We start from the raw sequence: 14075 nt of genomic DNA, 5'->3' as shown, positions 1-14075 counted from the left end.
CCACAAAAGTTTGTTTCTCTTTTTCTGCTACTACTAATCCTGTAAAGGGCATTCCTGCCCGCTTTCGCTAAAATGACACCGGACGCAGTGGTTTCTACCCGGTGTTGGAGAAATCCTTTCTCTTTGCCCTCTACTACGGGTAAATGCTCCAAATGCCAAACACCAGGGCAGAAAAATTCCCTCCTCGCTTACTACTACAACCGGCAGGGGGCAAAATGGCCGGGAGCGGAGCCGGACAACAAAAAAAGCAGTAAATCTTTTTCAAGACTTACTGCTTTCGCTGGCCGCGTCGGTGGCGGCTGGTATTCAGTTTTTATGACTTGTCCGGTGGTTCGTCAAGCCGGAACTTGAATTGACAGTCAATTAACCGCTGCTTTACATAGTCCTCCACCTCGGCGTTGACCTGCCCGTTCACTTTTGAGAAATAGCGGATATATCCGGCGTAGTGGAGCAGGACAGCGTTCACGGCTTCTGGGTCGCCCTCACGGGCTTTGAGGATTGTTTCATAGGGGAGAAGTCTACTCATACCGGCTCACCCCCATTTCTTCGCGTAGCCGCTGCAAGGCAAGCTGGATATGCCGCCCCGCTGTGCTGCGTGACCGGCCAATACACGCGCCGATCACGCGCTGCGGCTGGCGCAGAAAGTAATAGCGCAGGATTTCTTCCCGCGTCTGCTCCGGCAAAACAGAGATCGCGTCGGCAAGGGCGGCGTTGCAGAGCAGGACGGTCTGACCGCAGACGGTAAATGGGTATTCCTCGTCCGGCTCCGACGCGGCAAACTGGACAAACTTCTCGTTCATCAGATAGTCAAGGGAAACTTGCCGTTCCCATTGCCGTTTAAGCTTCAAAATCTTGTCCAAGGCGGCACAGCGGATAACAGCCTTGCAAGAGGCGTTGTACCTGCGCTGGATATATTCTTGATAGGCTTTCTGGTCTGTCATGGAAATTCCCCCTCTCTGAATAATAGTGCGGGGCGGCAGCACTCCTTGCTGTCGCTCCTTGACTGCCTAACTGCGAAACCGGGCGGGGCTGTCAACGGCTGCGCATATGCGCCGTTCATCTTGACCGTTGACTGGCTCGGCTGGGTTTGCTATTTACCCGACAAACTTGAATTTATTTTAAGCTATCACGTTTTACCTTCTTAAGCCTTACTATCATTACCATAGGAATTTCTTTGTTGGTTTTGAAACATTCTTCATAAAATCCATCAATGACAAATCCAGCTCTAAAACAAAGGTTAAAAATATCTTGTATGGAACGATGATAATAAATCTGCTCTTTCGGTTGCCCTTCAATCGCTATATCATAGTAACTGTGCGGTGTCATATATTTTTCAGTCAACGTGACAAAACAAGGGTGTTGCGTTGCAAAGACAAAAATTCCGCTTTCCTGCAACAGTTCATAAACAGCCATAAGAAGTGGTTCAATATCCGTAATATCCATAATTGCCATATTAGAAACTGCTTTCGTAAAGGCTCGATTTCTTTTTAATTCTAATATACTTTTTCTATTGGTCGCATCCGCCACACAAAATTCAATTTGTTTTGCATATTGTGATTGCCGTCTTTTAGCCAATTCTATCATTTTTTTGCTGTAATCAAAAGCGACAACCGAAGCGCCTCTTTGTGCAAGATACGAAGAATAATTTCCATTGCCACACGCAATATCCAAAATATAATCCGCAGGATTAGGAGATAGAAGTTCCGTTACTTTGGGACGCACTACCTCTCTGTGAAATTCATTAGATTCGTCACCCATTGCATTATCCCAAAATTGTGCGTTCTCCTCCCAGATTTTTTTACTTTCCTCTGTTCCCATGTTCTCTCCCACTCCCAAAATTTGCTTTTTTGCTTCCATTAAATCTTCCTTACGATATTCCATTGTTACCCTCCATAACTTCTGATTGTTGCCGTCTTGACGATTATGTATCTTTACATTACCTTCTGAAACATATGGCGCACCTTGTCCAGGCGGCTGTTTGGACGGCGGGGCTGGATGACCGGCTCGCCGACAGCGGCCTGATACCCTTTTAGCTCTGTAAGGCATACGCTCTGCCCGTTGGTGTAAAAGGCCAGATCAGTACGGTATGCCTGTATACAGCGGGCGGGAATCTCGCCAGTAAAGACAACTTCATCCTTTTTTACCTGGGCCGTTTCGATGGTGGCACAGTATTTCGGTGCATCATGATAAGCCCTGGAAAGGTATTCCTGGGGCGCATAGAGGGTGAAGGAGAGATAAGGTTCCAGCAGCTGCGTCCCCGATTCCTTCAATGCCTGTTCCAATACAATCGGGGCCAATGAGCGGAAGTCCGCCGGCGTGCTGACTGGACTGTAATAAAGCCCGTATTCAAAGCAAATCTTACAGTCCGTTACGTTCCAGCCGAACAAGCCCTGCTCCAGCCCGTAACGGATACCATCCCTGACAGCGTTTTGAAAACTCTGGTTCAAGTATCCCAGCGAAACCCGGCTCTCGTATTGTACGCCGGAGCCAAGCGGGAGTGGTGTAACAGACAGTCCGATAGATGCCCAAAACGGGTTGGGCGGCACCTCGATATGGATGGTGTGGCTGGCTGCTTTGAGCGGCCGCTCCATATAAATGACGGTGGGTTCCTTTACCACTGTTTCAATCTTGTATTTTTCCGACAGCAAAGCGGAAACGACCTCCAACTGCACCCGGCCCAAAAAAGAAAGAATGATCTCATGGGTGATGGAATCCACTTCGCAGCGCAAAAGCGGGTCAGTATCCGCAAGTTGCGTAAGAGCGTCCAGCAGCCGTTCTCTTTGCGCTGCCGTTTTCGGCGCAATCGTCGTCCGCAGCATGGGGAGGGGGGCCTCGCGCCACCTTTTACGAGGGAGCCGGGTTTGATCCCCTAATACATCGTTTAACCTCACGCTGTCGCTGGGAAGGATAACAATTTCGCCCGGATAAGCGGTGTCTGTCCGAACAATTTCCCCTTTGGATGGAATACGCATCTCTGTGATTTTCAGCTTTTCTCTCCCGGCCAGGGCCACCGTATCCCGCAGGCGCAGCGTTCCGCTGTATAGCCGCAGATAGACACGCCGCTGGCCGCAATCGGTGTACTCAACCTTGAAAACGCTGCCGCATAGGGTGGCGCTCCCCTGTTCCCCAATCGGTTGGAACAGTCCTGTCACCGCATCCATCAACGGTTGAATGCCAAGGCCCTTTTTGGCGCTGCCATGATAGACCGGAAACAGGGAGGCTTCTTGAACCCGCCGCTGTTCCTCCCGCGCAAGTTTTTCCTGGCTGATTGGTTCTCCTGCGATATACTTTTCCAATAATGCATCGTTATTTTCGATGACCGCATCCCATGCTTCTATGTCGGTATTTTCCTCCAGGACTATTTCCGGGGACAGCGACACCGTCTGCTTGATGATAATATCGGCGGAGAGCTTATCCCGAACAGACTGATACACGCCCTGCAAATCAACGCCAACCTGGTCGATCTTGTTGATAAAGATAACGGTGGGAATGTTCATTTTCCGCAGGGCATGGAACAGAATACGGGTCTGGGCCTGCACGCCATCTTTAGCGGAGATCACCAAGATGGCCCCATCTAAAACAGCCAAAGAGCGGTACACCTCCGCCAAAAAATCCATGTGGCCGGGCGTATCCACAATGTTGACTTTACATCTGTGCCACTGGAAGGAAGTGACTGCCGCTTGAATGGTAATCCCACGCTGCCGCTCCAAAAGCATGGTGTCCGTCCTCGTTGTCCCTTTTTCGACGCTCCCCGGTTCTGAAATGGCTCCGCTGGCATATAGCAGGCTCTCCGTCAAGGTCGTCTTTCCAGCGTCTACATGGGCAAGAATTCCAATATTGATTATTTTCATGTGATTGTCCTCCCTTTACAGCCCCAAAGGGCATAAAAATCCCCAGCAGTAAAATACTTTTACCACTGGGGATTATAAGTTGCGGACATACACATATACAGCATACACCTGTTTGTGATTGCTGTTTTTGGGGATATGTCAAAATTGATAAGGCAAAAGTATTCTTAAATTGGGTACAAAAAACTAAGCCCCTACAAAAGGAGCTATCATAATCCTTTGTTCCCACTATTTGATTATAGTTTTATTTAATAATACCTTGCCGCATATTTTTTACTCCTTTTCTGGATTAAATCATTGTATCACATCAGTTTTAGGAAAGCAAGTACCTAAAAGAAATTTTTCTTCCCCTTATATGTAACAATCATACCGGCTTCCTAGCGTTCAGAATGTTTTCTGCTGTCTGCTGTGGTGTTTGGTTGGAATTGTCCAACCAAAAGCCGATCCGTGGTGTTGTCTGCATTTTACTAAATACAAATTCAATGTATACAGAAAGATATAAGGAGTGGGAGGGATTCCGCCGTAGTTGGCATTGTAGGAAAATCCAAAAGTTTAGATTTTCCCACAATGCTTATCTTTTGGTCTTTGGTTCGGAATAGTGTAGTGCTGGCGGTCTATCTCTTGTTTTCGGTTGCTTGCTTCCTTACCGTACATGAGCATTTCAACAGGGTGACAAACATACAACCACTAAATAAGCCCCTAGCCATGGTTATATTATTATAATATCTGTCTGAATTCGGTACACCCCTTGTCTAAAATTGGTACGGCACAAGAAACAGCCTACAATCCCAAAAAGCTAGGTTTCATGCGGGGTTTCATCATTTCCGGAAATTGTAATATCCATTTTAGGAAGGGGCTGACACTCAACATCGGGTGCGCCAACGTTGTTAGCCGTACCATTTTTAGACAGTAGCCGCCCCCATTTCAGACAGCCGTTTAAAGGATTCCACTCTTTCCACCAATTCACCATCTTGTATTTTGATTCAACTCGTTGATTTTTTCCGCAAAACGTGCAGACTATAAAGCCGTGGCTTATTAGTTGTTCTTTCGCTTTTTGGAACGTGCTTCTGGTTATTCCATATTTACTAAACACAGACTGAGGGAAAACGAATTCTGATAGACCATTATTTTTAGCATAGTTCGCCGCACGGCACATCTGTTCATATGTAAACTTTGCTGAGTATGATAAATCTTTAAAAGCGGGATGAGTTGCAAGGCTTACACCAACTTGTATGAAGGAATCTTTCTGCTCTGGTCGGTTTGCTGTCAACCACGGGTTCAGATTATTTTTCTTATTTCGCTTCTTGCCCAAATTTATCACTTCCTTGTAGAGTTGATTAGAATGGAAGAGGGGCCGCACAACGGCAGCCCCCACGGGTTTCAGTTCCCCCAACGCTTCAAGAACTTTCTGGACATCCTCATGGTAATAGCCGTTTGGGCAATCCTGTATTCACGGATTTTGTTGTACTTCGCCACATCCGCCCTTGTACGGGGTCGGTAGTAGCCGCCGCCGTCTTTCGTAATACTATTGATGAAGTGATGTTCACGCTCTTTCTTGACCTGTTCAACAACCTGTCGTTTGCTGAGTCCAGTCGCTTCAATCAGTTCATCTGTAGTGACAGCCGTTTCGGGGCTGTCAGCATGACGGGATTTTAAAATTTGATATATCATCAAATTCTCCTTTCACTTGTAAAATGTAACAAATCGTGTTACAATAGAAAAAACAGATACTTCTTTCCCGTTGTACTGTTCCAATCCGCTTCGTGTTTTTGTCCTTCACAGAGCGGATTTTTTTATTACGTCATTGCCTTGACTGGCAAATCTCTTTGCCGCCGTTGCGGGGCGCACCCCGAACCGAAACGCATACAGGGGACAGCGTTCCAGAGCGCACAATTTCACTTCTACGTTGCTCCCCCCGCTACACTCTAGGCAATATTCACGAATGGCCCGTATCGGCGTTTTTTTCGATTCAGTAACAATGATTTTCTTCTTCATGAAAAATCGTCCTTTCCATCAGCCGTGGTATTTCCGTGTCATCTATTTGGTGCATGGAATCTATCACGGCTGATTTTTTATTTTGAAAATCTGGCCCCTTGCTCGCTGTTTTTGGGCCTTTTCCGTCCATGTTCTTCCGTGATACCCTTGCCGCCGTCTGTCTTCACCCCCTCATGTAGTTTCGGTTACGGTCTTGCAGGTATGCGAGGAAATCCCGCCCCTTGATGAGCGTGGCACGGGGGCTGACATGAAGAATGCTGTTCTTGTACCGTGGTTCGGTTTCCATGATTCCCACGAACTTCCAAATCGTGCTACGTGTCAGAGAGAACATCTTTGCAAGTTGGGTCGTCCGTAACCATTGGTTCCCATCAAAATCGATGGGGGCGAACTGACGGAACAGCTTGCCGCCGATTTTGACCATCTCGTTCTCCTTCATGGAAATCATCTCCTTTCCATTAGACAGATTTTGTCGGGTTCAACCCCATAGAGTTTGCAGAGTTTCCAAAACCCTTCAAGGGTCGGGGTTGATTCACCCCGTTCCCAACGCCGCAAGGTGGTGGAAGTCACCCCGATGATAAATGCGGCCATGTCTTGTGGAAGGCCCAACTGTTCCCGTGCCTTCTTCAATGTGTACTTTTCCATACAAATATCTCCTTCCCGATTCGTTGAACTGTCCAGGCTGACGGCTTACAGGGGCAGCGTAGTCAGCATTTTATTTTTGGATGAGTTCGAGGGGCGGAACATCGAGTGCGGCGGCAAGTTTGCCAATCGTGTCGATACGCACACCCCTCTTCTGTCCTTTCAGCACGTTGTTTATGGCTTGCCTTGTCACGCCCGATTTTTTGGCGAGGGCGGTTTGGTTGACTTCCTTCTTTGCCATTGCGTCCAACACGGCGTAAACGTTGATTCTCATGAGGAACACTTCCTTTCTCTAGTGTCTGAACATTTGGAACAGCATTTATTTTTACTATTCCATTTGATTACATTTATACAGTAGCACACTTTTTCTAAAATTACAAGGGGCGACCATAATAGAAATTACGATTCAGTTGTTGACTAGAGTTAAACGCAACTGTATAATTGAGATGAGGTGATAAGAATGGTCGCAACCGCTAAAGATGATTCATTTGCAGGTAAATTGGGAAAGGCAATCCAGTTCTACAGAGAACGTGCCGAACTGACACAAGAAGAACTTGCACACGGGGCCAATATTTCTAGGCAAGCCCTCATAAATTACGAGGGTGGAAGAAGAACACCGTCCATTGAAATCTGTTGGAAAATCGCAAGGGTGTTGGGATTATCGCTTGACAGGCTCATAGATTACGAACCAGAAAGCGAGAAAGAAAAACTTGTAAACTTTTTGGAATCCTATGGGTATCGTTTGCAATTTCTCGAAAGAGATGGTTCCACGACCGTTGAACTTCTTTCTACTGAAAGCGTTGAGGGGTTTCCGTTCAGAATGTCGGATTCTAAAGACCGTTCTACCAAACTGTATGCGCCGCCCGTGCAATCCTACTATTTACCATATGAAAGAGTTGTTGAAATCGTCAGTCTTTTACAGTCAAAGGGCAACCATGTTGAACGGCGGCAACTGGATAACGCCTTCCGTCTTCTACAGGAAGAATCACTCTACCCCGCTATGATGGAGTTAGATAAAGACCCAAAATACAAGGAACTGAGAGCGAAATTCACTTCACTGAACCCGAACTTTTTCGATGTTTGCGAATATCTGGAAGAGCGGTATCACCCGTTCGACCTGTCCACAGTTCCCAAAAAATAACCCCCGTCCATGCGGGGGCTGATACCTTTATCCCATGTCTGGCGGCTTACAGGGGCAGCGTGGAACGGGAAAGAGGTATTGTATATGTGGATAACTGAAACGAAAAATTCGAAAGGTACACGGTATGTCTACCGTGAACGGTTCACCGATGAGAATGGGAAGACCTATTCCATTGCCGTCACCCTTGCCAAACACACGAAACAGGCTGAGGGCCAGGCACGGCGGATGTTGTTGAAGAAGTACAACGTCAAGAGGATGGCCAAACCGAAAAGGGCTGAAACGATAGCCAAAACGTTGACCATGCGGCAACTGTTGGGCGAATGGCTCGACTCTGTGAAAAGCGAGGTAAAGCCGCAGACACAACAAAATCACATCAATCAAGTTCGCAAGATTCTCTCCTTGCTTCCCGATGGGATTTTGTTCCGTGACGTTACCCCCGCCCTTGTGGAAAGGGCCATAAAATCCATGAACGCAAATTCACGAGGGTACTGTAATGCAGTGTTGGGAATCATCAAGAATTCCATGCGCTATGCGAAAAAGGCCCACTATATCGACAATATCAACGAATTTCTGGAAATCCGACTTCCCCGCCGTCCCATGACGATGGAAGAAGAAGGCAAGACCGCCAACAAGTTTTTGGAACGGGATGAATTGAAGGATTGTCTTCACCAACTTGTAGCGATAAACGAGAGAATCGGATACGCTATGGAGTTCATCAGCTTGACGGGGCTGAGGATTGGGGAACTTCTGGCCTTGCGGCGGGAAGATATCGACCTTAAAAAGAAGGAAATCCATGTCAATGGGACAATAACTCGTGTAGAATACGAGGAATTGCCCACCCGCCGTAGCACTCCTAAAAATGCGACTTCCTGTCGCACCGTGGCAATCAACTCCCGTGCCGTCAGTATCCTTGAATGGTTCATCACGGATGATAAAAGGAAATCTCTGTGGACGGACGGTTACAAGGACAAAGGTTACATTTTTACGGGTCGCTCTGGTTCTCCCTATGACTATAATACCATTGAATCGACTCTCAAAAAGGTTCGGGTCAATGGCAAGCACATCACTTCTCATATTTTTCGTCACACCCATATCAGTATGTTGGTAGAAGAAAACTTCCCCCTCAAAACCATTATGGCAAGGGTCGGACATTCCAACCCGCAAACCACGATGAAGATTTACACCCATGTCACCAGTAAAATGAAGGAAAAAGAACGGGAAGCCCTTGAAAAACTGACCATCTAAAAATGTGCAGAAATTGTGCAGAGCGTTGTTATTTTTACGGATTTCATCGAACATAAAGAAGGTGACGAAAAAGCCGAAAACCCGCATGGATTCTACGTTTACGGTCTGTTGCGAACATAAACGCAATTAGGCCGCCTAGATTTATTGTGAATTGTCTAACTACTCAGAAGTTAGCAATTTGAATTTTTCCTGTTGCATTCTTTTCTATTTTTTGTTAAAGTTGAAGCATCACTAGGGGCGCTATCGCTGAGAGACCTGACGGTCGACCCTTTGAACCTGATGCGGTTAATACCGCCGAAGGAAAGTGGTGAGGCTGTTTTGTCGGGCCGCTTTCCTTTATGTCAGGAAAGCGGCCCTTTTTGTATCCATGAAGGAGGATTTGTTTTATGCTGACCCAAAGACAAGCTGCACTGCAGGGTAAAATCACTGACCAGATGGCGGAAGTGGCCCGCCAGGAAGGAGTCACCCCGGAATTCATCCGGGACGGAGTGGCCAAAGGCACCATCTGCATCCCCGCCAACATCAACCACAAGAACCTGGTCCCCCGGGGTGTGGGCGAAGGCCTTTCCACCAAGGTGAACGCCAACATCGGGACTTCTTCCGCTTTTCCGGATCCCGCTCCGGAACTGGACAAACTGAAAGCAGCCATCGACGCCGGAGCTGATGCGGTGATGGATCTGTCCACCGGCAACAACATCGACGCCTCCCGGAAGGCCATCATTGAACATTCCACCGTCATGGTGGGCACCGTACCCATTTATCAGGCCACTGTCCAGGCCATCAAGGCCCATGGCAAAGTGACGGAAATGGACAAGAACGACATTTTCACCGTAGTGGAACAGCAGGCCAAGGACGGGGCTGACTTCATGACCATGCACTGCGGCCTCACCCGCCAATGCCTCCACAACCTGATCAACGAAGGCCGGGAAATGGACATTGTCAGCCGGGGCGGCTCTTTCCTGTCCGGCTGGATGCTCCACAACGGGAAGGAAAATCCGTTCTACGAATTCTACGATGAAATCCTGGACATCTGCGCCAAATATGATGTAACCATCAGCCTGGGCGACGGCTGCCGGCCCGGCTGCCTGGCAGACGCCACCGACCGGACCCAGATCCAGGAACTGCTGAACCTGGGCGAACTGACCCAGCGTGCCTGGGCCAAAGGGGTACAGGTGATGGTGGAAGGCCCGGGACATGTTCCCTACAACCAGATCGCCACCAACATGCAGCTCCAGAAACGGATCTGCCACGGTGCTCCTTTCTATGTGCTGGGGCCCCTGGTCACCGATATCGCTCCCGGCTACGACCACATCACTTCCGCCATCGGCGGTACCCTGGCCGCCTTTACCGGCGCCAACTTCCTGTGCTATGTGACCCCGGCCGAACACCTGGGCCTGCCGGACATCAATGACGTCCGGGAAGGGGTAGTAGCCGCCCGGATCGCCGGCCATGCCGCCGACGTGGCCAAAGGCCTGCCCTCTGCGGTAGCCCAGGATCTGGCCATGGCCAAAGCCCGGAAAGTCCTGGATTGGGACAAACAGCTGAGCCTGGCCATCGATCCGGAAAAAGCCAGAGCCATCCGGTCTGCCAAGAACAAGAGCAGCGAAGAATACTGCTCCATGTGCGGAGACTACTGCGCCGTGAAAATCATGAACGAATACATGGACGAAATCAAGGCGAAGAAGAGCAAATAAAAAACAGGGGCCTGGATGGCCCCTGTTTTTTATGTCAATGGTCAATGGCTGAAGGAAAAGATTCGTTGGATATGCAAAAAAAACGAGGGTATTGCACAGAATATGCAATACCCTCGTTTGAGGTTTCCATGATCCGGAACGGAAAATTACCGTTTGGAGAACTGGGAAGCCTTTCTTGCTTTTTTCAGACCGTACTTGCGGCGTTCCTTTTCCCGAGGATCGCGGGTCAGGAGACCGGCTTTCTTCAGCAGAGGACGGAAATCAGCGTCAACTTTCAGCAGGGCGCGGGCAATACCATGACGGATTGCGCCAGCCTGGCCGGAGATGCCGCCGCCAACAACGTTGGCCAGTACATCATATTTGCCCAGGGTTTCGGTGGTGTCCAGCGGCTGCCGAACAACCAGTTCCAGGGTTTTCAGGCCGAAGTATTCACTCAGTTCACGGCCGTTTACAACGATTTTGCCTTCGCCCGGAACAAGGCGAACACGGGCAACGGAGCTTTTGCGGCTGCCAGTTGCATCATACGTAACTTTTGCCATTTTCTAGTTCTCCTCTCCTCTTAGCGAATATCGATGGTCAGAACTTCAGGCTTTTGTGCAGCATGAGGATGTTCAGAACCAGCGTATACATGCAGTTTCTTGATGATCTGATTGCCCAGACGGTTGTGGGGAACCATACCCCGAACAGCCAGTTCCACCATTCTTACAGGGTTGTTCTTCAGCATATCCCCTGCTTTGGTGTATTTGTCGCCGCCCAGATACCCGGAATGACGGAAGTAAACCTTCTGCACCAGTTTTTTGCCGGTCAGTTTCACCTGAGCAGCGTTGATGATGATCACGTGATCACCGGTATCCATATGCGGGGTAAAAGTCGGTTTATTTTTACCGCGGAGCACTTTGGCAACTTCTGCAGCCAGACGGCCCAGAGTCTTGTCAGCGGCATCCACTACATACCATTTGCGTTCAATGGTAGCCGGGGTGGCCATGTATGTTTTCATCCTTATTCCTCCTAATAAAAACTCAATCTTGAACTGTATCCAGTGATGAGTCTTTGGGTACGGGCCGGGGCTAACGGCGCATGCTCAAAGTGATACCGTAATATTGTACAGTATATTACAGCTGTTGTCAACTTCTTTTCTTTTCTCTGGCCAGGAAGTTGTACAAGGCGCCGATCAGCCCTGCATCATTGCCCAGGCCCGCAAAGGCCACGGTGGTCTTGTCCAGTACCACCGGCAGCAGTTCCTTTTTCAGGCTGTCCTGGAGCATGGGTTCCAGCAGGTCCTGCTGGGCCATGATGCCGCCCCCCAGGATCACCCGCTGGGGATTCATCATGTAGCAGATGGCCGCAATTCCTGTGGCCCACTGGTGGACGGTTTCCCGGAGCAGCCTGTGGAGAGGTTTGTCCCCGTGGCGGACCATTTCACAGAGGATCTTCCCGTTGAGGGTTTCCGGATCCACTCCTTTCAGCCGGGCGGCTTTCTGGACCAGGGCAGTGACGGAAGCGGCGTCCTCCCAGTGGTTCCGGCCGCCCAGTTTGGCCTGTCCCACTTCCCCGGCAGTGAAGGAATTCCCGGGCCAGAGTTTGCCGTCCAGTACAAAGGCGCCCCCGATGCCGGTGCCGATGGTGATGCAGAACAGGCTTTTGGCTCCCCGGCCGTTCCCCAGCCAGTATTCCCCCAGGGCTGCAGAGTTCACGTCATTTTCCACCCGGCAGGGCAGCTGGAGCTTCCGGGATACCAGCTGGACCAGATTGGTGCCGGTGAGCCCGGGAAAATGCGGAGCCGCATGGAGCACTTCCCCGGTCTGGGGATTGATCATGCCAGCCATGGAAATGGCGGCCCCCTGGATCTTGAAGTATTTCTGGTAGGAGCCGATCAGCCCCAGCACCTGGTCCAGGAAGGCGTCCACTCCGTCTTTGGCAATAACATTGGGGAGACTGTCCTTGTTGAACAGTCTCCCTCTGCTGTCTGCCAGGCCGTATTTGATGGCGGTGCCCCCAATATCCAGGCAGATGTATTTATCCATGGGTTCAGCCCTGTGTCTTGATGAAGGCGATGGCTTTTTCCATCCGTTCCAGGGTCTTTTCCCGGCCCAGGAGCACCATCACGTCGAACATGCCCGGGCTGAAGGTCCGACCGGTCAGGGCCAGACGGGTGGGATGGATCACTTTGCCCAGGGACAGGCCCATTTCTTCCGCCAGCTTGTTGTAGCATTCCTCCGTAGTCTTCAGATCGAACACCGGCAGGGCTGCCAGGGCATCATGGGCTTTCTGGAGCAGGTCAGCGGCTTCCGGCTTGAAGGACTTGGCCACGCCTTTGGGATCGTAGCTGTCAAAATCCTTGAAGAAATAGCTGGCACCATCCGCCAGTTCTTCCAGGGTCTTTACCCGCACCCGGACCACATCCACCAGGTGGTCGAAGTATTCCTGATGAGCCGGCAGATAGCTGTCATCGATGAGTCCGGCTTTCTTGAAGAAAGGCACGGCTGCATCGGCGATTTTCCGCAGAGGCAGGTCGGAAAGATACTGGCCGTTGAGCCAGGTGAGCTTTTTCACATCGTATACGGCAGCCTTTTTGGACATTTTGCTGAAGTCAAAGGCTTTCACCGTGTCTTCCAGGGTGAAGATTTCCTGGTCATTGCCGGGCGCCCAGCCCAGCAGGGTCAGGTAGTTGATAATGGCTTCCGGCAGGTACCCTTTGTCCCGGAATTCTTCCACAGAGGTGGCCCCATGCCGTTTGCTCAGTTTGCTCCGGTCCGGTGCCAGGATCATGGGCATATGGCCGAATTCCGGTGCTTTCCAGCCCAGGGCATCGTAGATCACCAGCTGTTTCGGAGTGTTGGTCAGATGTTCTTCCGCCCGAAGCACATGGGTCATGCCCATGAGATGGTCGTCCACCACTACGGCAAAGTTGTAGGTGGGGATCCCGTTGGTCTTCATAATGACGAAATCATCGAACTGGTTCCAGTTGAAGGTCACGTCCCCGTGGATCATGTCATGGACGGTGATGGTGCCTTCTTTGGGCAGTTTGATCCGGATGGAATGGGCTTCTCCCGCTTCTACCCGTTTCTTGGCTTCCGCCGGATCCAGGTCCCGGCAGGTGCCTGCATAATGGAAAGGCTGCTTTTTCTTCCGCTGTTCTTCCCGCTGGGCTTCCAGATCGGCGGCGGAGCAGAAGCAGTAGTAGGCCTTGCCCTCATCCACCAGCTGCTGGCAGTATTTCCGGTACAGGTCCAGCCGTTCAGACTGGTAGTAGGGGCCATGGTCCCCGCCCACTTCCGGGCCTTCGTCCCAGTCCAGGCCCAGCCATTTCAGGCTGGTGATGATCTGGGAGACGGAATCTTCCTTCAGCCGGTCCCGGTCGGTATCTTCGATCCGCAGGACCATCTTCCCCCCCTGGCTCCGGGCAAACAGCCAGTTGAACAGAGCCGTCCGGGCCCCGCCGATGTGCAGATACCCAGTGGGACTGGGAGCAAAACGTACACGTACTTCACTCATGGTTAGCACCTCTCCATT

General features: G+C 50.2%; 17 protein-coding genes and 1 riboswitch. Of the genes, 3 read left to right on the top strand and 14 right to left on the bottom strand.

Annotated elements, in window-relative coordinates; genetic code table 11:
- Nucleotides 1–313: 313 nt before the first annotated feature.
- The 10 genes from ACTQY5_RS06600 to ACTQY5_RS06555 form a co-directional block, all read right to left on the bottom strand.
- On the bottom strand, nucleotides 314–526 hold the full coding sequence (locus tag ACTQY5_RS06600) for a helix-turn-helix domain-containing protein (RefSeq protein WP_002586615.1): 213 nt from the start codon (nucleotides 524–526) through the stop codon (nucleotides 314–316).
- Entirely contained in the window at nucleotides 519–941 is a 423-nt protein-coding gene (locus ACTQY5_RS06595; protein WP_441368972.1) for a sigma-70 family RNA polymerase sigma factor, read from the bottom strand. The genes ACTQY5_RS06600 and ACTQY5_RS06595 overlap by 8 nt, the downstream gene beginning before the upstream one ends.
- A gap of 172 nt (nucleotides 942–1113) precedes the next feature.
- Nucleotides 1114–1881 (bottom strand): class I SAM-dependent methyltransferase, encoded by a 768-nt coding sequence (locus tag ACTQY5_RS06590; protein ID WP_441368971.1) that lies wholly within the window; start codon nucleotides 1879–1881, stop codon nucleotides 1114–1116.
- 50 nt (nucleotides 1882–1931) lie between these two features.
- Nucleotides 1932–3851 carry a tetracycline resistance ribosomal protection protein Tet(W) gene (gene tet(W) / locus ACTQY5_RS06585; protein ID WP_441368970.1) on the bottom strand — a complete coding sequence of 640 codons (1920 nt, stop codon included), beginning with the start codon at nucleotides 3849–3851 and terminating at the stop codon, nucleotides 1932–1934.
- A 793-nt stretch (nucleotides 3852–4644) separates the two neighbouring features.
- Entirely contained in the window at nucleotides 4645–5160 is a 516-nt protein-coding gene (locus tag ACTQY5_RS06580; RefSeq protein ID WP_154487751.1) for a hypothetical protein, read from the bottom strand.
- 68 nt (nucleotides 5161–5228) lie between these two features.
- Nucleotides 5229–5519 carry a hypothetical protein gene (locus tag ACTQY5_RS06575; protein ID WP_154487750.1) on the bottom strand — a complete coding sequence of 97 codons (291 nt, stop codon included), beginning with the start codon at nucleotides 5517–5519 and terminating at the stop codon, nucleotides 5229–5231.
- A gap of 105 nt (nucleotides 5520–5624) precedes the next feature.
- Nucleotides 5625–5843: a hypothetical protein gene (locus ACTQY5_RS06570; RefSeq protein ID WP_022487014.1), complete on the bottom strand. Its 219-nt coding sequence runs from the start codon at nucleotides 5841–5843 to the stop codon at nucleotides 5625–5627.
- Between the two features lie 163 nt (nucleotides 5844–6006).
- Complete coding sequence (locus ACTQY5_RS06565) at nucleotides 6007–6279, bottom strand: hypothetical protein (RefSeq protein WP_022487015.1); 273 nt, start codon at nucleotides 6277–6279, stop codon at nucleotides 6007–6009.
- Between the two features lie 5 nt (nucleotides 6280–6284).
- Nucleotides 6285–6485, bottom strand: a complete 201-nt coding sequence (locus ACTQY5_RS06560) for a helix-turn-helix domain-containing protein (protein WP_022487016.1) — start codon at nucleotides 6483–6485, stop codon at nucleotides 6285–6287.
- A gap of 70 nt (nucleotides 6486–6555) precedes the next feature.
- The gene (locus ACTQY5_RS06555) at nucleotides 6556–6756 is read right to left on the bottom strand and encodes a helix-turn-helix domain-containing protein (RefSeq protein ID WP_022487017.1); all 201 of its coding nucleotides are present in this window, start codon (nucleotides 6754–6756) and stop codon (nucleotides 6556–6558) included.
- A 186-nt stretch (nucleotides 6757–6942) separates the two neighbouring features.
- Between ACTQY5_RS06555 and ACTQY5_RS06550 the strand changes: the two genes are divergently transcribed.
- From ACTQY5_RS06550 to thiC, 3 genes are all read left to right on the top strand, one after another.
- Nucleotides 6943–7623, top strand: coding sequence for a helix-turn-helix transcriptional regulator (locus ACTQY5_RS06550; protein WP_022487018.1), 681 nt, complete (start codon nucleotides 6943–6945; stop codon nucleotides 7621–7623).
- A gap of 84 nt (nucleotides 7624–7707) precedes the next feature.
- A complete protein-coding gene (locus ACTQY5_RS06545) occupies nucleotides 7708–8868 on the top strand; it encodes a tyrosine-type recombinase/integrase (protein ID WP_022487019.1) in 1161 nt (386 codons plus the stop codon).
- 223 nt (nucleotides 8869–9091) lie between these two features.
- Nucleotides 9092–9188, top strand: a riboswitch (TPP riboswitch).
- A gap of 66 nt (nucleotides 9189–9254) precedes the next feature.
- On the top strand, nucleotides 9255–10562 hold the full coding sequence (thiC, locus tag ACTQY5_RS06540) for a phosphomethylpyrimidine synthase ThiC (RefSeq protein WP_303225243.1): 1308 nt from the start codon (nucleotides 9255–9257) through the stop codon (nucleotides 10560–10562).
- Between the two features lie 146 nt (nucleotides 10563–10708).
- Here thiC and rpsI read toward each other — a convergent pair whose 3' ends face one another.
- From rpsI to gltX, 4 genes are all read right to left on the bottom strand, one after another.
- Nucleotides 10709–11101, bottom strand: a complete 393-nt coding sequence (rpsI, locus tag ACTQY5_RS06535) for a 30S ribosomal protein S9 (protein WP_012937880.1) — start codon at nucleotides 11099–11101, stop codon at nucleotides 10709–10711.
- 20 nt (nucleotides 11102–11121) lie between these two features.
- Nucleotides 11122–11559, bottom strand: coding sequence for a 50S ribosomal protein L13 (gene rplM, locus ACTQY5_RS06530; RefSeq protein WP_022487021.1), 438 nt, complete (start codon nucleotides 11557–11559; stop codon nucleotides 11122–11124).
- A gap of 127 nt (nucleotides 11560–11686) precedes the next feature.
- Nucleotides 11687–12586, bottom strand: coding sequence for an ROK family protein (locus ACTQY5_RS06525; RefSeq protein ID WP_022487022.1), 900 nt, complete (start codon nucleotides 12584–12586; stop codon nucleotides 11687–11689).
- A 4-nt stretch (nucleotides 12587–12590) separates the two neighbouring features.
- On the bottom strand, nucleotides 12591–14057 hold the full coding sequence (gene gltX, locus ACTQY5_RS06520) for a glutamate--tRNA ligase (RefSeq protein ID WP_441368969.1): 1467 nt from the start codon (nucleotides 14055–14057) through the stop codon (nucleotides 12591–12593).
- Nucleotides 14058–14075: the final 18 nt, after the last annotated feature.

Source organism: Acidaminococcus sp. HCP3S3_H5 (assembly GCF_052122235.1).
Classification (GTDB): Bacteria; Bacillota; Negativicutes; order Acidaminococcales; family Acidaminococcaceae; genus Acidaminococcus.
The sequence above is the reverse complement of the archived record's forward strand: the minus strand, read 5'-3'. Positions and strand labels throughout refer to the sequence as shown.